This window comes from Enterobacter sp. Taxon_2 (assembly GCF_058355295.1).
In genome coordinates this window covers 3,693,173-3,714,161 of the sequence record NZ_CM178024.1, presented here as the reverse complement: position 1 = coordinate 3,714,161, position 20,989 = coordinate 3,693,173, and the positions used below count along the sequence as shown (strand labels likewise).

Below are 20,989 nucleotides of genomic sequence, written 5' to 3'. Positions count from 1 at the left end.
ACGTTACGTGACGCCTGCTCCAACCGTTGCATAACAACAAAGGCGCCTTCATGTTATACTCCGGCAAAATTCTGTGTATGTGTCGCCCATGGCGGCCCAACGTTTCTACTCAGGCGAGAGACAATGTTTGATAATTTAACTGATCGTTTGTCGCGCACGCTGCGCAACATCAGCGGCCGCGGACGCCTTACTGAAGAGAACATCAAGGAAACGCTGCGCGAAGTGCGCATGGCGCTGCTGGAAGCAGACGTCGCGTTGCCGGTTGTTCGTGATTTTATCAACCGCGTAAAAGAGAAGGCGGTTGGTCATGAAGTTAACAAGAGTCTGACCCCGGGTCAGGAGTTCGTCAAAATCGTTCGTAATGAACTGGTTTCGGCGATGGGCGAAGAGAACCAGGTGCTTAACCTGGCGGCTCAGCCACCGGCCGTGGTGCTGATGGCGGGCCTGCAGGGTGCGGGTAAAACCACCAGCGTCGGTAAGCTGGGAAAGTTCCTGCGTGAAAAACACAAGAAGAAAGTGCTGGTGGTCTCTGCGGACGTCTATCGCCCGGCGGCGATCAAACAGCTGGAAACCCTGGCCGAGCAGGTCGGCGTAGATTTCTTCCCGTCCGACGTGGCGCAGAAGCCTGTCGACATCGTTAACGCCGCGCTGAAAGAAGCGAAGCTGAAATTCTACGACGTGCTGCTGGTGGATACCGCCGGTCGTCTGCACGTCGACGAAGCGATGATGGACGAGATCAAGCAGGTGCATGCCTCTATCAACCCGGTAGAGACCCTGTTCGTTGTCGACGCCATGACCGGTCAGGATGCGGCGAATACCGCGAAAGCGTTTAACGAAGCGCTGCCGTTAACCGGCGTGGTGCTGACCAAAGTGGACGGTGACGCCCGCGGCGGTGCGGCGCTCTCTATTCGTCACATCACCGGTAAGCCGATTAAATTCCTCGGCGTGGGCGAGAAAACCGAAGCGCTGGAGCCGTTCCACCCGGACCGTATTGCCTCCCGTATTCTCGGCATGGGCGACGTACTGTCGCTGATCGAAGATATCGAGAGCAAGGTTGACCGCGCGCAGGCCGAGAAGCTGGCCAGCAAGCTGAAAAAAGGTGACGGTTTCGATCTCACCGACTTCCTTGAACAGCTGCGTCAGATGAAAAACATGGGCGGCATGGCCAGCCTGATGGGCAAACTGCCGGGCATGGGCCAGATCCCTGACAACGTGAAAGCGCAGATGGATGACAAGGTGCTGGTGCGTATGGAGGCGATCATCAACTCGATGACCCTCAAAGAACGCGCTAACCCGGATATCATCAAAGGTTCCCGTAAACGCCGTATCGCAGCCGGTTGCGGCATGCAGGTGCAGGACGTTAACCGCCTTCTGAAACAGTTCGACGACATGCAGCGCATGATGAAGAAAATGAAGAAAGGCGGCATGGCGAAGATGATGCGCGGCATGAAAGGGATGATGCCTCCCGGTTTTCCAGGGCGTTAATCGCTTTTGAGATTGCTTTTTGCCCGAAAATGAGTAAAATTTTCGGGCTTTTAATATGACACCCGGGCTCCGTTCCTCGATGGGGCCCGGTTGTTTTATTCACACAAGAGGATGTTATGGTAACTATTCGTTTAGCACGTCACGGCGCTAAAAAGCGTCCGTTCTACCAGGTTGTTGTGACTGACAGCCGTAATGCACGCAACGGTCGCTTCATCGAGCGCGTTGGTTTCTTCAACCCACTGGCCGCTGGCGCAGAAGAAGAAACTCGTCTGGATCTGGATCGTATCGCTCACTGGGTTGGCCAGGGCGCTACTGTTTCCGATCGCGTTGCTACGCTGATCAAAGCAGCAAACAAAGCAGCTTAATCTGTCACGGTGGTCATGATGAGCAATAAAGTACCTGTTGAACCGATCGTATTGGGAAAAATGGGTTCTTGCTACGGTATCCGTGGTTGGCTCAGAGTGTTTTCCTCCACTGAAGACGCTGATAGCATTTTTGATTACCAGCCCTGGTTTATCCAGAAAGGCGGTAAGTGGGAAGAGGTCGAGCTGGAAAGCTGGCGTCACCACAATCAGGACATCATCATCAAGCTGAAAGGCGTTGACGATCGTGATGCCGCGAATGCACTGACTAATTGTGAAATTGTCGTGGATTCGTCGCAGTTGCCACAGCTGGAAGAGGGCGACTACTACTGGAAAGACCTTATGGGTTGCCAGGTAGTCACTACCGAAGGCTACAGCCTGGGGAAAGTCATCGATATGATGGAAACCGGGTCGAATGACGTTCTCGTCATTAAGGCAAACCTGAAAGATGCATTTGGCATCAAGGAGCGGTTGGTCCCGTTCCTCGATGGACAGGTTATCAAGAAAGTCGATCTCACTACTCAAACCATTGAAGTAGATTGGGATCCTGGTTTTTAAATTCTCCGGATAAACGGTAAAAGACGGCGCTATGTGGATTGGCATAATTAGCCTGTTTCCTGAAATGTTCCGCGCGATTACCGATTACGGGGTAACTGGCCGGGCAGTAAAGAATGGCCTGCTGAGCATCCAGAGCTGGAGTCCTCGTGACTTTACTCATGACCGGCACCGTACCGTGGACGATCGTCCTTACGGCGGCGGACCGGGGATGCTAATGATGGTGCAACCCTTACGGGACGCCATTCACACAGCAAAAGCCGCGGCAGGTGAAGGCGCAAAGGTGATTTATCTGTCACCTCAGGGACGCAAGCTTGATCAAGCGGGCGTGAGCGAACTGGCGACGAATCAAAAGCTGATTCTGGTCTGTGGGCGCTACGAAGGGATAGATGAGCGCGTAATTCAAACCGAGATTGACGAAGAATGGTCTATCGGCGATTACGTTCTCAGCGGTGGTGAGTTACCGGCAATGACGCTGATTGACTCCGTCGCCCGGTTCATTCCGGGGGTTCTGGGCCATGAAGCTTCGGCAACGGAAGATTCCTTTGCCGATGGGTTGCTGGACTGTCCACACTATACTCGTCCTGAAGTGTTAGAAGGGATGGAAGTACCGGCAGTGTTACTGTCTGGAAACCATGCCGAGATACGTCGCTGGCGTTTGAAGCAGTCGCTGGGCCGAACCTGGCTTAGAAGACCTGAACTTCTGGAAAACCTGGCTCTGACTGAAGAGCAAGCAAAGTTGCTGGCCGAGTTCAAAACTGAACACGCGCACCAGCAGCATGAACATGATGGGAATGCGTAATACGCTCCCGAATATCAGTTTACCCAGGATAAGAGATTAAATTATGAGCAACATTATTAAGCAACTTGAACAAGAGCAGATGAAGCAGGACGTACCTTCCTTCCGTCCAGGTGACACCGTGGAAGTGAAAGTATGGGTTGTTGAAGGTTCCAAAAAACGTCTGCAGGCATTCGAGGGCGTGGTTATCGCTATTCGTAACCGCGGTCTGCACTCTGCATTCACTGTTCGTAAAATTTCCAACGGCGAAGGCGTTGAGCGTGTCTTCCAGACTCACTCTCCGGTAGTTGACAGCATTGCTGTTAAACGTCGTGGTGCTGTACGTAAAGCTAAACTGTACTACCTGCGTGAGCGTACTGGTAAGTCTGCTCGTATTAAAGAGCGTCTGAACTAAGATTCGCTTAAGCGACATCCTGTTAGAAAGGGCTGGCCGAAAGGCTGGCCCTTTTTTTATCCCATCGCTCCTCTCGCGTTAACCCTTTCGTCATAAATCATTTACAATGCTTGCCTCTTGAATGGAGGGGAAGTGGATAACGTACTGCATCAGCCTGACCGGAAACGCGCAGCGGCATTGACCGCGCTGTTCGCGATCCTGCTGATCGTGGTAGCACCGCTTATCTCCGTCTCGTTGCAGAAAGATCCCATGAGCGCCATGCCGGGCATGCATCATGACATGAGCATGATGTCGATGGACGAGCATCACGGCGATATGCCGCACACGATGCCTGTCGACCATGCTGAAGCGTGCGGCTACTGCGTGCTGTTAGCGCATGTCCCTGGCGTGATGCTGGCGCTCATCATCCTGCTCAGCGTGGTGCTGCAGAGGCTACGCGTTAAGCCGCCGCGTCAGGCGGTCAACCACTGGCACTTCTTCCCCTGGCTTTACCCTGATACCCGCGCGCCGCCGCGACAGTCTGCTTTTTCCCTTTAAAAACAAAATCGATAACTTTTTGCCTTAAAAAGGAAAAGTATGACTACCTGCACTCCGCGCGCGGCATGGGGAAACCTGCTGCGTCGCCTCCATTTCTACGTCGGGATGTTTGTCGGCCCGTTTATCTTCTTCGCCGCGCTGACCGGGACGCTATATGTGGCGACCCCGCAGCTGGAAAACGCACTCTACCGGCACGCGCTCCACACGGATTCCGCGGGCGAGCCGCAGCCTCTGGCAGAACAAATCGCCGCGGCGGAAAAAACCGTTGGATCAGATTTACGTTTGCACGCCGTGCGTCCGGGGCTGGTTGAGGGCGAAACCACCCGCGTGATGTTCGCTGACCCGAAACTTGGGCCATCGGAGAACCGGGCTATCTTTATCGATCCGGTGAGCCTGGCGGTGCTGGGAGATCTGACGGTATACGGCACCAGCGGGATTTTACCCCTGCGTCAGACCATTGATTACCTGCATACCTCTCTGATGTTGGGCGACGTTGGGCGCCTTTACAGCGAGCTTGCGGCCTCGTGGATGTGGGTTGCCGCGCTGGGCGGTATTGCGCTGTGGTTTTATACCCGACCCAAACGGCGGATCAACAATCGCTTCCAGAACCAGCGTCGGGTGCACGTGACGCTGGGCTGGGTTCTGCTGGGTGGAATGCTGCTGTTCTCCGCAACCGGCCTGACCTGGTCCCAGTGGGCTGGCGGGAACGTGGATAAGCTGCGGGCAGAGATGAACTGGCTCACCCCGCAGGTGAACACGACGCTATCCGGCCAACATGAGATCGTGGATGAACATGCCGAACACCGTGGTCATCACGGCGGAATGGTGATGCCGGAAATGGCGATGGATTTGACGCAGTTTGACAAAGTGCTAAGCGCGGCGCGTAAAGCGGGGATTGATGCCAACAGGCTGGAGATCCGCCCGGCGAAAACGATGGATCGTGCCTGGACCGTGACGGAAATCGATCGCAGCTGGCCGACCCAGGTCGATGCCGTTGCGGTTGATCCTCATTCGATGCAGATCCTGGACAGAACCCGATTCGAGGATTTCCCGCTAATGGCAAAACTGACCCGCTGGGGCGTGGATTTCCATATGGGGATCTTATTTGGGCTGGTGAATCAGCTGCTGCTCGTGGCGTTTGGTCTTGCCCTGTGCGTGCTCATTATCTGGGGATACCGGATGTGGTGGATGCGTCGCCCGGCGCAATCGGCAGTGAGTCCGGTACAAACGCTTTGTCAGAGCTGGCTGGCGCTGTCGGGATGGGGAAGAGGCGTTACGGTGGTAACCAGCGTACTGTTGGGGCTGGCCCTGCCGGTCATGGGCGCGAGTCTGGCGCTGTTTGTTCTGGTGGACTGGCTGCGCTGGCGAGCGGCAACCAGGGTGACGCTCGCCGAATCATCCGCTAAATAACCCTATGGCGTGCTGATAACCACTGCGACGCGGCGGTTTTCAGCGCGCCCTTGCGGGGTACTGTTGCTCGCAACCGGGTATTTTTGACCTAATCCCCGCGTGGTGAGATTGCTGCGCGGGATATTTGCCCCCTTCGCCCAGGCGTCGGCCACGGCGTTGGCGCGTTTTAACGACAGCGCTTCGTTGTAGCTTTCTTCCCCGTAGTTATCCGTGTGACCGTCCATTCGCGCGTGGTTCAGGCCGGTTTCGGCCAGGCGAGAGGCCATGGACTGGATCTGCGTTTCACTTTCCGGACGCAGTCGCGCGTCATTTTTATCAAACAGGATGGTGTCCGACATGCCAAGCGACCAGTCACCGTTCAGTTCGTTAAAACCGTAAGACTTCATCGCCGCAATTTGCTCAGGAGTGAATTTGCCTTCCGGCGGCGACTGACAGCCTGCCAGAACCAGTGAGGCCAGTATTAACGGCGCGAAGTAACGTTTTAACATAGTGTATCCTTTCTAACTTATTGTTTTCGTACGCTGGTTTTTAACCTGGTACATATTGCGGTCAGCCCTCTCCAGTAATGCTTCCACGGAAGCATTTTCCCACGCCAGAGCAAAGCCAATGCTGAGTGACATCGATGCTTTTTGTCCGTTATGAAGATCAAACGGACGGATAAACTGCTGCGAAAGCGCAGCACAAATGTGTTGAACCTCAAGCTCAGAGTGAACGCCGTACAGCACCATGGCAAATTCGTCTCCGCCAAGACGGTAAGACTGATGACGTTTGTCGCCAAACTCCATCATCCTGCTGGCGACTTCGATCAGCACACAGTCTCCTGCCGCGTGTCCCCAGGTGTCGTTAATAAACTTAAAATTATCACCGTCGAGGAAGAGCAGGGCCGAGTTTGTTCTGGCTGAAGGGTCGTTCATTAATGCCGCAATGCTGTTACGAAAAGCCGCGCGGTTGGCAAGACCGGTAAGCGGGTCGTGCATGGCGGTCCGCAACAGCTGAGCGTTCTTCGCCTGAAGCTTCAGCTGCCACTCTTCCATTTCATCCAGAAGACTGTTGAAGTCCTCGCCAAACTGGTGAAATTCTTCGATACGGCCGTCTTTCACCCGACGGGAGAAGTTGCGGTTCGTGCGTACATCATGCACGACGTCGGTAATGTTCTGCAGGGCCGTGACCATTCCACGATGCAAAGACTGGGTTATGATGAGCGCGACGACGGCGGCAAAGAGAATGCAGCCGGTCAGTACGGCAAACGACGTCCAGATGAAATGGCTGATCAAACTGTCGCGTGCGGTAAGGCGGATTTCGCCGATCGTTAAGCCGTTATGCATGATGGGCTGCGCAACCGGTACGGGGAAAAGCCAGCGGCTGACCAGTGCACCCAGCGTGTCGTTGTTATCTTCCGGGTTCCAGGACCAGTAGGCGAACCGCTTTTTATGCGCGTTAATCACCTCGGCCACGGCAAACTGCCCCTGTTTGCCCAGGGCGGCAAGCGTTTCGCTGGCCGCCAGCGAGTCGTTGAAAACCAGCGAGGCTTCCAGGCTGTGGCTCATTGTGGCGCCGGTTAATTCGAGATTCTTTTGCGCGTATTGTTTTAAGGTTACGACGGAGGCAAAACAGAGCAACAGCCATATTAACGTCATGGTGATAATAACGCTTATCATGCTGTTTCGCCTCAAGGTTCTTTTAAACGTCGGACGTGATGTTAAAGTGAAATCTTTATCCATGCTGCTTATTCCGTGCCAGCATTAATACATCCGGATTGACTCTTACGCCACTGCGCGTCAATGCATCCAGGTTGACGGAAAACCGTACCTGGCCGCGATCGATCATCAGGCAAAAGGCACTGCCAATTACACATTCCGGATTTTGCTCTGAGATTAATAGCAACGCTCTGCCCTGATATTGACTTATTAATTCAAGTTGTTTTGCCGGTGATTCAGATCCGAAATAAATCGCATCGCACGTCGCGGCCAGGGCTTCCCGATCGTTATGTACAATAACGGGGGTATAAGGTAACTCGTTGTGCCCTTCGTCGCCGCTGAGGGCATGCGTATAGTGAGAAGTGGCGTAGACGCAGAGTTTAGGCTGCCCGGTAAGTGACGGCCATCGCGTATAGCTCACAATGCCTGAGACAATTGAGCGCACCGATTTATCCGTTTCCGTAAGTGCGCCTGCCGTCGTTGGGCCCACCATAAGGAACAGCATTAACACCAGAGTGAGTCGGAAAAAAGAGATCAAGAATGAATTTCTCACCAGAATCCGCCACATCGCTCCGGAAATAGACGTCCTTAAGAGTTGCGGGCAGAATACCATTGTTTATCAGATCCGTCATTATGTCAGAAATAGCATCAGGCCAACCTAAGCTAAATCCTACTGTTGTGTATTTTCCGGTGGATAAAAACAGACTTAATTGAGTCTGCTGGAACGCATACCTTCATCCATTCCTTTTTGCCATGACGCACGCAGTTTTGTCGCGTTTTCGGCAGTATCGCAGCTGGCAGGGAAAGATTTGCCCGCTAATCCCCAGGCGTGAATAAACCCTTCTTCGCAGACTCTCTTCTGACCATCGGCATAGCCGCGAAGATATTCGCTACGATCAACGTGGGTGTCGTTAAAACTATCGGCCAGGGTCTGGTTATCTTTAACCGGCAGGCCATTCATGGCGTCTTCTTTACCTGCATCAAACCAGGATGGACTGGTCCAGTCGGGCTGGAAGGTGTAAGGATTGATCTGGCAGCCCGTTAAAAACAGCGACAACAGCGTAAGAGCAATTGAACGCATAGCCATTCTCCTTTTTTCTTCAGCATAGCCTGGCTGAAGAAAATATGTCTGTAATTTAAACTTTACGTTTTTATCGGCTGATTTTTGCAATAAATTGGCTTCTGTAAACTAATGTGTACGTATTTTGGATTGAAATGTTTACTTTTTATGGTATCGTGGTCTCACCTCATCGAGGAAAACAACTATCGCAAACGAGCTTCACAGGATCGCCATCATGCAAAAAGACGCGCTGAACAACGTACATATCACTGACGAACAGGTTTTAATTACTCCGGATCAACTGAAAGCGGAATTTCCGCTGAGCGTCGCGCAGGAGGCTCAGATTGAGCACTCGCGTCAGACCATTTCAAATATCATCGCCGGCCGCGATCCGCGCCTGCTGGTGGTGTGTGGTCCTTGCTCCATTCACGATCCTGAAACCGCCATTGAGTACGCTCGTCGATTTAAAACATTAGCGGAGGAGGTCAGCGATAGCCTCTATCTGGTGATGCGCGTCTATTTTGAGAAGCCACGTACTACCGTCGGCTGGAAAGGGTTGATTAACGATCCGCACATGGATGGCTCGTTTGATGTGGAAGCAGGCCTGAAGATTGCGCGTCGCCTGCTGGTGGAGCTGGTCAGCATGGGGCTGCCGCTGGCAACCGAAGCGCTGGATCCGAACAGCCCGCAATACCTTGGCGATCTGTTCAGCTGGTCCGCGATTGGTGCGCGTACCACGGAATCGCAAACCCACCGCGAGATGGCGTCGGGCCTGTCGATGCCGGTTGGTTTTAAAAACGGTACCGATGGCAGCCTGGCGACGGCGATCAACGCCATGCGCGCTGCCGCCATGCCGCACCGTTTCGTCGGTATTAACCAGGCGGGACAGGTATGCCTCCTGCAAACGCAGGGCAACCCGGACGGTCACGTGATCCTGCGCGGCGGGAAAGCCCCGAACTACAGTCCGGCGGACGTGGCGCAGTGTGAAAAAGAGATGGAGCAGGCGGGACTGCGCCCGGCACTGATGGTAGATTGCAGTCATGGTAATTCGAATAAAGATTACCGTCGCCAGCCAGCGGTTGCGGAATCTGTGGTCGCACAGATCAAAGATGGTAACCGTTCGATTATCGGTCTGATGATTGAGAGCAATATCCATGAAGGCAATCAGTCATCTGAACAACCGCGCAGTGCCATGAAGCACGGCGTCTCCGTGACGGATGCCTGCATCAGCTGGGAGACCACCGATGCGCTGCTGCGTGAGATCCACAAAGATTTGAACGGCCAGCTGGCGACGCGTCTGGCTTAAGAGGTTAGTTATGGTTGCTGAATTGACCGCACTGCGCGATCAAATTGATGAAGTGGATAAGGCGCTGCTGGACCTGCTGGCGCGCCGCATGGCGCTGGTTGCCGAAGTGGGTGAGGTGAAAAGCAAATACGGCCTGCCGATTTACGTCCCGGAGCGCGAAGCCTCAATGCTGGCCTCCCGTCGTAAAGAGGCCCAGGCGCTGGGCGTTTCGCCGGACCTGATTGAAGATGTTCTGCGCCGCGTGATGCGGGAGTCCTATTCCAGCGAAAACGACAAGGGCTTTAAAACTCTCTGCCCGTCCCTGCGTCCGGTGGTGATTGTCGGCGGGGCAGGGCAGATGGGGCGTCTGTTTGAAAAAATGCTGACGCTGTCTGGCTATCAGGTGCGCATTCTGGAAAAAGAGGACTGGGCGCAGGCACCGGAACTCATGAAAGATGCCGGGATGGTTATCGTCAGCGTGCCGATCCACGTGACGGAGCAGATCATCGAAAAGCTGCCTCCTTTGCCGAAAGATTGCATCCTGGTGGATCTGGCCTCTGTCAAAAATGGTCCGCTGCAGGCCATGTTGGCTGCACATACCGGCCCGGTGCTGGGCCTGCACCCAATGTTTGGCCCGGACAGCGGCAGCCTGGCTAAGCAGGTGGTGGTTTACTGCGACGGTCGTCAGCCGGAAGCCTATCAGTGGTTCCTGGAGCAGATTCAGGTATGGGGGGCGCGACTGCACCGCATCAGCGCGGTCGAGCACGATCAGAACATGGCGTTCATTCAGGCGCTGCGCCACTTTGCGACGTTTGCCTACGGCCTGCATCTGGCGGAAGAGAACGTGCAGCTTGAACAGCTGCTGGCACTCTCCTCACCGATCTATCGTCTGGAGCTGGCGATGGTCGGCCGCCTGTTCGCGCAGGATCCGCAGCTGTACGCGGACATTATTATGTCCTCCGAGAACAACCTGGCGCTGATCAAGCGCTACTATCAGCGCTTTGGGGAAGCCATTACGCTGCTGGAGCACGGAGACAAGCAGGCGTTTATCGACAGCTTCCGCAAGGTCGAGCACTGGTTTGGCGATTACGCGCAGCGTTTCCAGAGTGAAAGCCGGACGCTGTTGCGCCAGGCAAATGACAGTCGCCAGTAATGCGATGATGTATATACTGAAAGCCAGCATCGCTGGCTTTTTTCATTTTGGGGAACTGTCATGGCCGAACCGCAGCTGCTGTTGAATTACACCGGGCATTTGCCTGAATGCCCGACGTGGAGCGCCGACGAGCACGCGCTCTACTGGGCCGATATTCTGGAAGGGGAGATCCACCGCTACCATCTGCCAACGGCGGAACACACCGTGCTTTCTTTTCACGAGGAGGTGGGCTGTTTCGCGCTGCGCGAGCGCGGCGGGTTTATCGTCGCCATGCGCAATGGCATCTGGCTTGCCGATAAGCATGGCCTTCTGCAGCGCAAGGTGTGCGATAACCCCTCTAACCCGCAGCTGGCGCGTTTTAACGATGGGGGCACCGACCATCAGGGCCGGTTCTATGCGGGCACGTTCTGGGGACCGGGAGATTACAACGGCGCCCTGCTGATGCGCATCGACAACGACCTGACGCCGAAGGTGATCCAGTGCGATATTCACGGTCACAATGGTTTAGCGTTTAGCCCGGATAAGCAGTGGATGTTTACCTCAGACACGCCAAACGGTGTGATCTACCGTACCCCGCTTGATGAGCAGGGCGAACCCGGCAGGCGTGAGGTGTTTCGTCAGTTTAAAGAGGGCGAAGGGATTCCGGACGGCGCGGCGATAGACGTGGAAGGCTGCTACTGGAGCGCGCTATTTGACGGCTGGCGCATTGCGCGTTTTTCACCGCAAGGGGAGCAACTGGAAGAATACCGCATGCCGGTACGTTGCCCGACGATGGTCTGCTTTGGCGGCGATGACATGAAAACGCTGTTTATTACCACCACGCGGGAAAATATGGATGCAGTAGAGGTGGCGAAGTATCCGCTCTCCGGCGCCATCTTCACCCTGCCGGTGAGTGTGGCAGGGATGAAGAAAAGCCGCTTTATCGAACGTTAGCTCGGATCGACCGGGACGACGTTTTCGCTCGGATAGCAGCCCAGCACTTTCATGGAACGCGTGATCTCGCCCAGTTCGCGCAGGGCTTTCTGCATGGACGCAGATTCCAGGTTGGCCTGGATATCGAGGTAGAACATCTCTTCCCACGGGTTACCGTGGATCGGACGTGATTCCAGCTTCGTCATGATCAGGTTGTGATTACGCAGCACCAGCAGGGCTTCAACCAGCGCACCGGCCTGCTGGCCGGTGGCCATCAGCAGCGTGGTTTTGGCCGGTACCTGGTCAGACACATTGATTGCCTTGCGGGCCAGCACCACGAAGCGGGTAATGTTTTGCGTCTGGTTCGCCAGGTTGCGTTCCAGCACCTGTAAACCATATAGCGCGCCGCCCGCTTCGCTGCCGAGCGCCGCGACGGTGGGGGAGTTCGCCTGCGCCACTTTTTCCATCGCCGCCGAGGTGCTCTCGGTGTACTCAATTTTCCAGTTCGGATAGCGGTTCAGGAACTGGCTGCACTGCTGGAACGGCTGCGGGTGGCTGTAGACCGTTTCGATCGTGTTCAGGTCCGTTGAGCCGGAGACCAGCACGCAGTGATCGATAGGGATCGTCAGCTCGCCGACCAGCGACAGGCTGGTGTGCTGCAGCAAGTCGTAGACGTCGTTGATGGCGCCGGAGCTGGTGTTTTCAATCGGCACCACGGCGTAATCCGCCTGGCCGGTTTCGACCTGGTTAAAAATGTCGGCAAACTTCGCACAGCCGCTCTCGATAAACTCTTCGAAATGGCGTGCGGCATACTGACGTGCGGCCAGGTGAGAATAAGAGCCCTTCGGCCCGAGGAAGGCGATACGCGCAGAGTGCGGATTGGTTTTATTGAGATGCTGCTGGAGTAGCGCTTGCTGGGTCAGAACGGAGTCTTCGATGATGAGCTGGAACAACCGGGTAATGTAGTGGGCATCGAGGTGATGCGCTTTACCGAGCTGGATCAGACGCTCCAGCAGATCCCGCTCGCGGTCGATATCACGAACCGGGCGATGGGAGTCCAGTTTGGCTTTGCCCACTTCAACGGCAAGAGTACGGCGTTCGGCCAGCAGCGCCAGCAGTTTCTCATCCAGCGCGCTGATTTTTACGCGCAGATCCAGTAACGGGTTTTCCGGTGTCATAGTGTTGCCTGTCTCATTTTATCGTTATCAATAAAAAAGGCCCCCCGGTGTGGGAGGCCTTGTTGTTCGTCTTCGCATTCTTTATCACACGACGAAACGCCTCCCGGTCAGGGGAAGGTAAAAAAGAATGCGAAGAAGAACGGCGTAAGTTTCATAAAGTCATCCTGTGAGTGATACCGTTAAAGTACCCGTACTGTTTTCACCCTGTCAATAAAAAACAAAAAACGCGCCCGAAGGCGCGTTGGCGGTACACTCAATTTAAAGGATTACTCTTCTTCAACTTCTTCCGCGAAGCTGGCGTCTTTCACCGATGTTGCGGCGCGACGGGCTTCACCTTTGTGTTGCACTTTATTGAGCTGCCGTTCCAGCTTGTTGATCAAATCGTTAATAGCGGTGTACATATCCTCGTGTTTTGCGCTGGCGACCAGATGGCCGTTTGGAGTATTGATAGTTGCGTCAGCGATGAAACCCTGCGGCTCCTTGGACAGGATGATATGTGGATTAATCAAATGTGTTTGCCATTTATCCAGTTTGGCGAGACGGTCTGCGACGTGCTGGCGAATTGCCGGAGTAATTTCCATTTGTTTACTGGTAATGTTCATTGTCATAAATTTTACCTCTTGTCTTTCCGTCTTGGTGATTCCAGCATACCCGACCTAATGTCAAAATGTGTGATTTAGATCACGTTATTTTGTCGGTTTTTGTCAGGGAATCTTTTTTGTGAGGCAGGGCAGGAAGAGGTGAGATTTACCTTGTAGAAGGCATAAATTGGGGCCATAGTTGACAGGATGTGTTGAGGCTAACGCGCTTCAGCGACGCTCAGAAACGAATAAAAAAACGGCAGCCTTCGGGCTGCCGTTTTGCATTGAGGCAAAATCAGGTGTTGCTGCTGTTCGCGGCGATGATTTTCGCCACTTTTTCAGCCTGAGCGGTCATCTGCATCTGACGGTAAGCATTTTCCATCAGCTTCAGGCCGTCGCGCGTTGCCTGAGTATCCGGATAATCTCGCAGCATACCTTCTACGCGGTTAACCACGGCAACCCATGCGCCACGGCGGGTATAGTATTCCGCTACGGAGTATTCATATTTCGCCAGACGATCTTTCAGGAACACCAGACGCTTGGTGGCGTCGGTCACGTACTGACTGTTCGGATAGCCGCGCACCAGTTTGGAGAAGTCATTGAAGGCATCACGCGCATGCTGTGGGTCACGGTCGGAACGATCCACGCCGAAGAAGCCCTGCAGCGCACTGTCGTCCAGCGCCATGTTGGTAAGACCGCGCATGTACATCACGTAGTCGATGTTAGGATGAGTCGGGTTCAGACGCATGAAACGATCGATGGTTGCCTGAGCCAGCGGCAGATCGGCATTTTTATAGTATGCGTAGATGAGATCTAACTGTACCTGCTGCGAATACGGACCAAATGGATAGCGATTATCCAACGCTTCCAGTTGCGTTATCGCCTGTTTCCAGTTACCGTCCTGCAACTTTTGTTGTGCAGTCGCATAGATTTCATTCGGCGGATTGTCAGGGACCTGTTCATTTGAACCGGAGCAGCCCACCAAAGCCAGGCTCAACGTGGCCGCTGCCACCAGATATTTCATGCGCGTCATGACGTTTTGACTTTCCTCAAATGTTTGTCCGGGAGAAACTCTGTTCCTGCTCCCGATTAAGACCAGCTACAATAGCACACTATATTAAACGGCAAAGCCGTAAAACCCAACGTTAAACGAAGAAGCAGTTTATGGCACAACGAGTAGAACTCACCGCAACAGTCTCCGAAAATCAGCTCGGTCAACGCTTAGATCAGGCTTTGGCCGAATTGTTCCCTGATTATTCGCGTTCACGCATAAAAGAATGGATCCTTGACCAGCGCGTGCTGGTAAACGGCAAGATCTGGGACAAACCAAAAGAGAAAGTGTTAGGTGGGGAAGCTGTCGCCATCAATGCTGAAATCGAAGAGGAAATCCGCTTCGAGCCGCAGGATATCCCACTGGACATCGTCTATGAAGATGATGACATTCTGGTGATCAACAAGCCACGCGACCTGGTTGTTCATCCGGGCGCGGGGAACCCTGACGGTACGGTACTCAACGCACTTCTCCATTACTATCCGCCGATCGCGGATGTCCCGCGCGCGGGCATCGTGCACCGTCTGGATAAAGACACCACGGGTTTGATGGTGGTGGCGAAGACCGTTCCTGCTCAGACCCGTCTGGTGGAGTCGCTGCAGCTACGCGAAATCACCCGTGAGTATGAGGCAGTAGCCATTGGGCATATGACCTCTGGCGGGACGGTAGAAGAGCCTATCAGCCGTCACCCAACCAAGCGTACCCATATGTCGGTGCATCCAATGGGTAAACCGGCGGTGACGCACTATCGCATTATGGAACACTTCCGTATTCATACGCGCCTGCGTCTGCGTCTGGAAACCGGGCGTACTCACCAGATCCGTGTGCATATGGCCCACATTACCCATCCGCTGGTGGGTGATCAGGTCTACGGTGGCCGTCCGCGTCCGCCTAAAGGTGCATCGGATGAGTTCATCAGCGTATTGCGTAAATTCGATCGTCAGGCGCTGCACGCGACCATGTTGCGTCTTTACCATCCTATCACCGGCATTCAGATGGAGTGGCATGCGCCTATCCCTCAGGATATGGTGGATCTTATTGACGCCATGCGTGCTGATTTCGAAGAACATAAGGATCAAGTGGACTGGTTATGACCAAACTGATTGTCCCGGAGTGGCCATTGCCTGCTGGCGTGGCTGCCTGCAGTTCAACCCGCACTGGCGGTGTTAGCCAGGGCGCGTGGGAGTCGTTGAATCTCGGTGCGCACTGTGGTGACAACCTGGAACACGTGGAAGAGAACCGCAGGCGTCTGTTTGCTGCGGGGAACTTGCCGTCGAAGCCGGTCTGGCTGGAACAGGTTCACGGCAAGGCGGTGCTGAAGTTGACGGGAGAACCCTATGCTTCTAAACGCGCTGATGCCTCTTACAGCAATACTCCGGGAACCGTTTGTGCCGTAATGACCGCCGATTGTCTGCCAGTGCTGTTCTGCAACCGTGCAGGCACCGAGGTGGCTGCAGCACACGCGGGCTGGCGTGGACTGTGTGAAGGCGTGCTGGAAGAAACCGTAGCCTGCTTTAAGGATGAGCCCGCCAATATTATGGCCTGGCTTGGCCCGGCCATTGGTCCTCGCGCTTTTGAAGTGGGTCCAGAGGTCCGCGAAGCCTTTATGGATAAAGATCCGCAAGCGGTGGACGCCTTCCTGCCTTCTGGAGATAAATATCTGGCCGATATTTACCAGCTTGCGCGTCAGCGTTTGAATAACGTGGGCGTAACGCAGATCTCCGGCGGCGATCGCTGCACATTCACCGAAAAGGGTGATTTTTTCTCTTATCGCCGCGACAAGACCACTGGTCGTATGGCAAGTTTTATTTGGCTGATATAACCTAAAGAATCAAGACGATCCGGTACGTGCCGTTTTCTTTTCACATAATTCAGGTCATTAACCTTGAATAATTGAGGGATGACCTCATTTAATCTCCAGTAGCAAATTTGACCTGTTATGGGAGGAGTTATGCGTCTGGATCGTCTTACTAATAAATTCCAGCTTGCTCTCGCCGATGCCCAGTCCCTCGCACTGGGGCACGACAACCAATTTATCGAACCTCTTCATTTAATGAGCGCCTTGCTGAATCAGGAAGGGGGATCGGTACGTCCTTTATTAACGTCCGCTGGCATTAATGCTGGCCAGTTACGCACCGCTATCGATCAGGCACTGAGCCGTTTGCCGCAGGTCGAAGGGACCGGCGGCGACGTTCAGCCGTCGCAGGATCTGGTACGCGTGCTGAACCTTTGCGACAAGCTGGCGCAAAAACGTGGGGACAACTTTATTTCGTCAGAGCTGTTTGTTCTGGCGGCGCTTGAATCACGCGGTACCTTGACCGACCTGCTGAAATCTGCCGGTGCGACCACCGCCAATGTGACTCAGGCGATTGAGAAAATACGCGGAGGTGAAAGCGTGAACGATCAGGGAGCCGAAGACCAACGTCAGGCTTTGAAGAAATTTACGGTCGATCTGACCGAGCGTGCTGAACAGGGCAAACTTGACCCGGTTATCGGCCGTGATGAAGAAATTCGCCGTACGATTCAGGTACTGCAACGTCGTACCAAGAACAACCCGGTGCTGATTGGTGAACCGGGTGTCGGTAAAACCGCCATTGTTGAAGGGCTGGCGCAGCGTATCGTCAACGGTGAAGTGCCGGAAGGCCTGAAGGGCCGCCGCGTGCTGGCGCTGGACATGGGCGCGCTGGTGGCCGGTGCGAAATACCGCGGCGAGTTCGAAGAGCGCCTGAAAGGCGTGCTTAACGACCTGGCGAAGCAGGAAGGCAACGTCATTCTGTTTATCGATGAACTGCACACCATGGTCGGCGCGGGTAAAGCAGACGGCGCGATGGATGCCGGGAATATGCTGAAACCTGCGCTGGCGCGCGGTGAGCTTCACTGCGTCGGTGCCACTACGCTGGACGAGTATCGTCAGTACATTGAGAAAGATGCTGCTCTTGAGCGTCGTTTCCAGAAAGTGTTTGTTGCTGAACCAAGCGTTGAAGATACCATCGCGATCCTGCGTGGTCTGAAAGAGCGCTATGAACTGCACCACCACGTGCAGATCACTGACCCGGCCATCGTTGCGGCGGCGACGCTTTCGCATCGTTATATCGCTGACCGTCAACTGCCGGATAAAGCGATCGACCTGATTGATGAAGCGGCTTCAAGCATTCGTATGCAGATTGACTCGAAACCGGAAGAGCTGGACCGGCTTGACCGACGCATCATTCAGCTCAAGCTGGAACAGCAGGCGCTGAAGAAAGAGTCTGATGAAGCCAGTAAGAAACGCCTCGATATGCTCAATGAAGAACTGGACGATAAAGAGCGCCAGTATTCTGAGCTGGAAGAAGAGTGGAAAGCCGAGAAAGCATCCCTTTCCGGTACGCAGACCATCAAAGCTGAACTCGAACAGGCAAAAATTGCCATTGAGCAGGCTCGCCGTGTCGGCGATTTGGCGCGGATGTCTGAACTGCAGTACGGCAAAATTCCTGAGCTGGAAAAACAGCTTGAGATAGCGACGCAGTCAGAAGGAAAAACGATGCGTCTGTTACGTAATAAGGTGACGGATGCAGAAATCGCGGAAGTGCTTGCTCGCTGGACCGGTATTCCGGTGGCGCGCATGCTGGAAGGCGAGCGTGAAAAACTGCTGCGCATGGAGAACGATCTCCACAATCGTGTGATTGGTCAAAACGAAGCGGTTGAGGCGGTATCGAACGCTATTCGCCGTAGCCGTGCGGGGCTTTCCGATCCTAATCGTCCTATCGGTTCGTTCCTGTTCCTGGGGCCGACCGGTGTCGGTAAAACCGAGCTGTGTAAAGCGCTGGCTAACTTTATGTTCGACAGCGACGATGCGATGGTGCGTATCGACATGTCCGAGTTTATGGAGAAACACTCCGTCTCGCGTCTGGTCGGTGCGCCTCCGGGATATGTCGGTTATGAAGAAGGCGGTTACCTGACGGAAGCGGTTCGCCGTCGTCCTTATTCCGTCATCCTGCTGGATGAAGTGGAAAAAGCACACCCGGATGTGTTCAACATCCTGTTGCAGGTGCTGGATGATGGGCGTCTGACCGACGGGCAGGGGAGAACGGTCGACTTCCGTAATACGGTTGTCATTATGACCTCGAACCTGGGTTCTGATTTGATTCAGGAACGTTTCGGTGAACTGGACTACAGCCATATGAAGGATTTGGTGCTCGGTGTGGTGAGCCATAACTTCCGTCCGGAGTTCATCAACCGTATTGATGAAGTGGTGGTATTCCATCCTCTGGGTGAGAAACACATTGCGTCGATTGCGCAGATCCAGCTGCAGCGTCTGTACAAACGTCTGGAAGAGCGTGGGTATGAAATTCACATCTCCGACGAGGCGCTGAAGCTGCTGAGCGAGAATGGTTACGATCCGGTTTACGGTGCGCGTCCATTGAAACGCGCTATCCAGCAGCAGATCGAAAACCCGCTGGCGCAGCAGATCCTTTCCGGAGAGTTGATTCCAGGCAAAGTTATCCGTCTGGAAGCCAACGACGATCGCATTGTGGCAGTGCAGTAAGTCACAAAACGCAAAAACGAGCCGCTTGCGGCTCGTTTTTGTTTAAAAACCAGGCGAAAATTGAGGTCTGGAGTCGGTTTTGCCTGGAAAGTGAGCAGTCAGTAAATAAATTTCACTTTATCCTTGCAGGTTCGGAATTACTCCCTATAATGCGCCTCCACTGACAGGGAACAACGGCACACACGCCGCCGGGTCAGCAGAGAATAGCGAAAATAAACGCTTGACTCTGAAGCGGGAAAGCGTATTATGCACACCCCGCGCCGCTGCGAAAAGCGAAGCGGCACTGCTCTTTAACAATTTATCAGACAATCTGTGTGGGCACTCAAAGTGACATGGATTCTTAACGTCCTCGGACGAAAAATGAATACCAAGTCTCTGAGTGAACATACGTAATTCATTACGAAGTTTAATTCACGAGCATCAAACTTAAATTGAAGAGTTTGATCATGGCTCAGATTGAACGCTGGCGGCAGGCCTAACACATGCAAGTCGAGCGGTAGCACAGAGAGCTTGCTCTCGGGTGACGAGCGGCGGACGGGTGAGTAATGTCTGGGAAACTGCCTGATGGAGGGGGATAACTACTGGAAACGGTAGCTAATACCGCATAACGTCGCAAGACCAAAGAGGGGGACCTTCGGGCCTCTTGCCATCAGATGTGCCCAGATGGGATTAGCTAGTAGGTGGGGTAACGGCTCACCTAGGCGACGATCCCTAGCTGGTCTGAGAGGATGACCAGCCACACTGGAACTGAGACACGGTCCAGACTCCTACGGGAGGCAGCAGTGGGGAATATTGCACAATGGGCGCAAGCCTGATGCAGCCATGCCGCGTGTATGAAGAAGGCCTTCGGGTTGTAAAGTACTTTCAGCGGGGAGGAAGGCGGTGAGGTTAATAACCTCATCGATTGACGTTACCCGCAGAAGAAGCACCGGCTAACTCCGTGCCAGCAGCCGCGGTAATACGGAGGGTGCAAGCGTTAATCGGAATTACTGGGCGTAAAGCGCACGCAGGCGGTCTGTCAAGTTGGATGTGAAATCCCCGGGCTCAACCTGGGAACTGCATTCGAAACTGGCAGGCTAGAGTCTTGTAGAGGGGGGTAGAATTCCAGGTGTAGCGGTGAAATGCGTAGAGATCTGGAGGAATACCGGTGGCGAAGGCGGCCCCCTGGACAAAGACTGACGCTCAGGTGCGAAAGCGTGGGGAGCAAACAGGATTAGATACCCTGGTAGTCCACGCCGTAAACGATGTCGACTTGGAGGTTGTGCCCTTGAGGCGTGGCTTCCGGAGCTAACGCGTTAAGTCGACCGCCTGGGGAGTACGGCCGCAAGGTTAAAACTCAAATGAATTGACGGGGGCCCGCACAAGCGGTGGAGCATGTGGTTTAATTCGATGCAACGCGAAGAACCTTACCTACTCTTGACATCCAGAGAACTTTCCAGAGATGGATTGGTGCCTTCGGGAACTCTGAGACAGGTGCTGCATGGCTGTCGTCAGCTCGTGTTGTGAAATGTTGGGTTAAGTCCCGCAACGAGCGCAACCCTTATCCTTTGTTGCCAGCGGTTAGGCCGGGAACTCAAAGGAGACTGCCAGTGATAAACTGGAGGAAGGTGGGGATGACGTCAAGTCATCATGGCCCTTACGAGTAGGGCTACACACGTGCTACAATGGCGCATACAAAGAGAAGCGACCTCGCGAGAGCAAGCGGACCTCATAAAGTGCGTCGTAGTCCGGATTGGAGTCTGCAACTCGACTCCATGAAGTCGGAATCGCTAGTAATCGTAGATCAGAATGCTACGGTGAATACGTTCCCGGGCCTTGTACACACCGCCCGTCACACCATGGGAGTGGGTTGCAAAAGAAGTAGGTAGCTTAACCTTCGGGAGGGCGCTTACCACTTTGTGATTCATGACTGGGGTGAAGTCGTAACAAGGTAACCGTAGGGGAACCTGCGGTTGGATCACCTCCTTACCTTAAAGAACCTGCCTTTGCAGTGCTCACACAGATT

At 54.2% G+C, this 20,989-nt stretch carries 21 protein-coding genes, 1 rRNA gene and 1 other annotated feature; of the genes, 14 read left to right on the top strand and 8 right to left on the bottom strand.

Going from position 1 to position 20,989, the window contains the following annotated elements; all coding sequences use genetic code 11:
- Positions 1-123 precede the first annotated feature (123 nt).
- The 7 genes from ffh to AC4IC4_RS17530 all read left to right on the top strand — a co-directional run bounded on the left by ffh (position 124) and on the right by AC4IC4_RS17530 (position 5,542).
- Positions 124-1,485, top strand: coding sequence for a signal recognition particle protein (gene ffh / locus AC4IC4_RS17560; RefSeq protein WP_014884878.1), 1,362 nt, complete (start codon positions 124-126; stop codon positions 1,483-1,485).
- 116 nt (positions 1,486-1,601) lie between these two features.
- Positions 1,602-1,850, top strand: coding sequence for a 30S ribosomal protein S16 (gene rpsP / locus AC4IC4_RS17555; RefSeq protein ID WP_003863133.1), 249 nt, complete (start codon positions 1,602-1,604; stop codon positions 1,848-1,850).
- A gap of 15 nt (positions 1,851-1,865) precedes the next feature.
- Positions 1,866-2,405, top strand: a complete 540-nt coding sequence (gene rimM, locus AC4IC4_RS17550; RefSeq protein ID WP_032645319.1) for a ribosome maturation factor RimM — start codon at positions 1,866-1,868, stop codon at positions 2,403-2,405.
- A 31-nt stretch (positions 2,406-2,436) separates the two neighbouring features.
- The gene (trmD, locus tag AC4IC4_RS17545) at positions 2,437-3,204 is read left to right on the top strand and encodes a tRNA (guanosine(37)-N1)-methyltransferase TrmD (RefSeq protein ID WP_014832949.1); all 768 of its coding nucleotides are present in this window, start codon (positions 2,437-2,439) and stop codon (positions 3,202-3,204) included.
- 43 nt (positions 3,205-3,247) lie between these two features.
- Entirely contained in the window at positions 3,248-3,595 is a 348-nt protein-coding gene (gene rplS / locus AC4IC4_RS17540) for a 50S ribosomal protein L19 (RefSeq protein WP_002914145.1), read from the top strand.
- A 132-nt stretch (positions 3,596-3,727) separates the two neighbouring features.
- On the top strand, positions 3,728-4,132 hold the full coding sequence (locus tag AC4IC4_RS17535) for a DUF2946 domain-containing protein (RefSeq protein WP_024908337.1): 405 nt from the start codon (positions 3,728-3,730) through the stop codon (positions 4,130-4,132).
- A 39-nt stretch (positions 4,133-4,171) separates the two neighbouring features.
- Positions 4,172-5,542, top strand: a complete 1,371-nt coding sequence (locus AC4IC4_RS17530; protein WP_491471598.1) for a PepSY-associated TM helix domain-containing protein — start codon at positions 4,172-4,174, stop codon at positions 5,540-5,542.
- A gap of 2 nt (positions 5,543-5,544) precedes the next feature.
- Here the strand turns inward: AC4IC4_RS17530 and AC4IC4_RS17525 are convergent, their stop codons facing one another.
- The 4 genes from AC4IC4_RS17525 to AC4IC4_RS17510 form a co-directional block, all read right to left on the bottom strand.
- Positions 5,545-6,030, bottom strand: a complete 486-nt coding sequence (locus AC4IC4_RS17525; RefSeq protein WP_491471597.1) for an OmpA family protein — start codon at positions 6,028-6,030, stop codon at positions 5,545-5,547.
- Between the two features lie 12 nt (positions 6,031-6,042).
- The gene (dgcN, locus tag AC4IC4_RS17520; RefSeq protein ID WP_491471596.1) at positions 6,043-7,263 is read right to left on the bottom strand and encodes a diguanylate cyclase DgcN/YfiN; all 1,221 of its coding nucleotides are present in this window, start codon (positions 7,261-7,263) and stop codon (positions 6,043-6,045) included.
- A complete protein-coding gene (gene yfiR, locus AC4IC4_RS17515; RefSeq protein WP_193745674.1) occupies positions 7,256-7,807 on the bottom strand; it encodes a regulatory sequestration protein YfiR in 552 nt (183 codons plus the stop codon). The genes dgcN and yfiR overlap by 8 nt, the downstream gene beginning before the upstream one ends.
- Before the next feature lie 138 nt (positions 7,808-7,945).
- Positions 7,946-8,320, bottom strand: coding sequence for a DUF2799 domain-containing protein (locus AC4IC4_RS17510; protein WP_491471595.1), 375 nt, complete (start codon positions 8,318-8,320; stop codon positions 7,946-7,948).
- Positions 8,321-8,534: 214 nt separating this feature from the next.
- Here AC4IC4_RS17510 and aroF point away from each other — a divergent pair, with 214 nt between their 5' ends.
- From aroF to AC4IC4_RS17495, 3 genes are read left to right on the top strand one after another with little or no spacing between them, the layout of a single operon-like run.
- On the top strand, positions 8,535-9,605 hold the full coding sequence (aroF, locus tag AC4IC4_RS17505) for a 3-deoxy-7-phosphoheptulonate synthase AroF (protein WP_491471594.1): 1,071 nt from the start codon (positions 8,535-8,537) through the stop codon (positions 9,603-9,605).
- A 10-nt stretch (positions 9,606-9,615) separates the two neighbouring features.
- Complete coding sequence (gene tyrA / locus AC4IC4_RS17500; RefSeq protein WP_024908344.1) at positions 9,616-10,737, top strand: bifunctional chorismate mutase/prephenate dehydrogenase; 1,122 nt, start codon at positions 9,616-9,618, stop codon at positions 10,735-10,737.
- 60 nt (positions 10,738-10,797) lie between these two features.
- Positions 10,798-11,670: an SMP-30/gluconolactonase/LRE family protein gene (locus tag AC4IC4_RS17495; protein WP_491471593.1), complete on the top strand. Its 873-nt coding sequence runs from the start codon at positions 10,798-10,800 to the stop codon at positions 11,668-11,670.
- Here the strand turns inward: AC4IC4_RS17495 and pheA are convergent.
- The 4 genes from pheA to bamD form a co-directional block, all read right to left on the bottom strand.
- Positions 11,667-12,827, bottom strand: a complete 1,161-nt coding sequence (gene pheA, locus AC4IC4_RS17490) for a bifunctional chorismate mutase/prephenate dehydratase (RefSeq protein WP_032646893.1) — start codon at positions 12,825-12,827, stop codon at positions 11,667-11,669. The two genes, AC4IC4_RS17495 and pheA, sit on opposite strands and share 4 nt — an antisense overlap.
- A 30-nt stretch (positions 12,828-12,857) precedes the next feature.
- Positions 12,858-12,983 (bottom strand) — a sequence feature (Phe leader region).
- Positions 12,935-12,982 carry a pheA operon leader peptide PheL gene (pheL, locus tag AC4IC4_RS17485; protein ID WP_100249759.1) on the bottom strand — a complete coding sequence of 16 codons (48 nt, stop codon included), beginning with the start codon at positions 12,980-12,982 and terminating at the stop codon, positions 12,935-12,937. (Overlaps the previous feature by 48 nt.)
- Before the next feature lie 110 nt (positions 12,984-13,093).
- Positions 13,094-13,435 carry a ribosome-associated translation inhibitor RaiA gene (gene raiA / locus AC4IC4_RS17480; protein WP_003863162.1) on the bottom strand — a complete coding sequence of 114 codons (342 nt, stop codon included), beginning with the start codon at positions 13,433-13,435 and terminating at the stop codon, positions 13,094-13,096.
- Between the two features lie 268 nt (positions 13,436-13,703).
- The gene (gene bamD, locus AC4IC4_RS17475; RefSeq protein ID WP_023308867.1) at positions 13,704-14,441 is read right to left on the bottom strand and encodes an outer membrane protein assembly factor BamD; all 738 of its coding nucleotides are present in this window, start codon (positions 14,439-14,441) and stop codon (positions 13,704-13,706) included.
- A gap of 131 nt (positions 14,442-14,572) precedes the next feature.
- Here bamD and rluD point away from each other — a divergent pair, with 131 nt between their 5' ends.
- The 4 genes from rluD to AC4IC4_RS17455 all read left to right on the top strand — a co-directional run bounded on the left by rluD (position 14,573) and on the right by AC4IC4_RS17455 (position 20,952).
- Positions 14,573-15,553, top strand: a complete 981-nt coding sequence (gene rluD, locus AC4IC4_RS17470; protein ID WP_023308866.1) for a 23S rRNA pseudouridine(1911/1915/1917) synthase RluD — start codon at positions 14,573-14,575, stop codon at positions 15,551-15,553.
- Complete coding sequence (gene yfiH, locus AC4IC4_RS17465) at positions 15,550-16,281, top strand: purine nucleoside phosphorylase YfiH (protein WP_491471592.1); 732 nt, start codon at positions 15,550-15,552, stop codon at positions 16,279-16,281. The genes rluD and yfiH overlap by 4 nt, the downstream gene beginning before the upstream one ends.
- Before the next feature lie 129 nt (positions 16,282-16,410).
- Positions 16,411-18,984, top strand: a complete 2,574-nt coding sequence (gene clpB, locus AC4IC4_RS17460; RefSeq protein WP_491471591.1) for an ATP-dependent chaperone ClpB — start codon at positions 16,411-16,413, stop codon at positions 18,982-18,984.
- A gap of 428 nt (positions 18,985-19,412) precedes the next feature.
- Positions 19,413-20,952 (top strand): 16S ribosomal RNA (locus AC4IC4_RS17455).
- Positions 20,953-20,989: the final 37 nt, after the last annotated feature.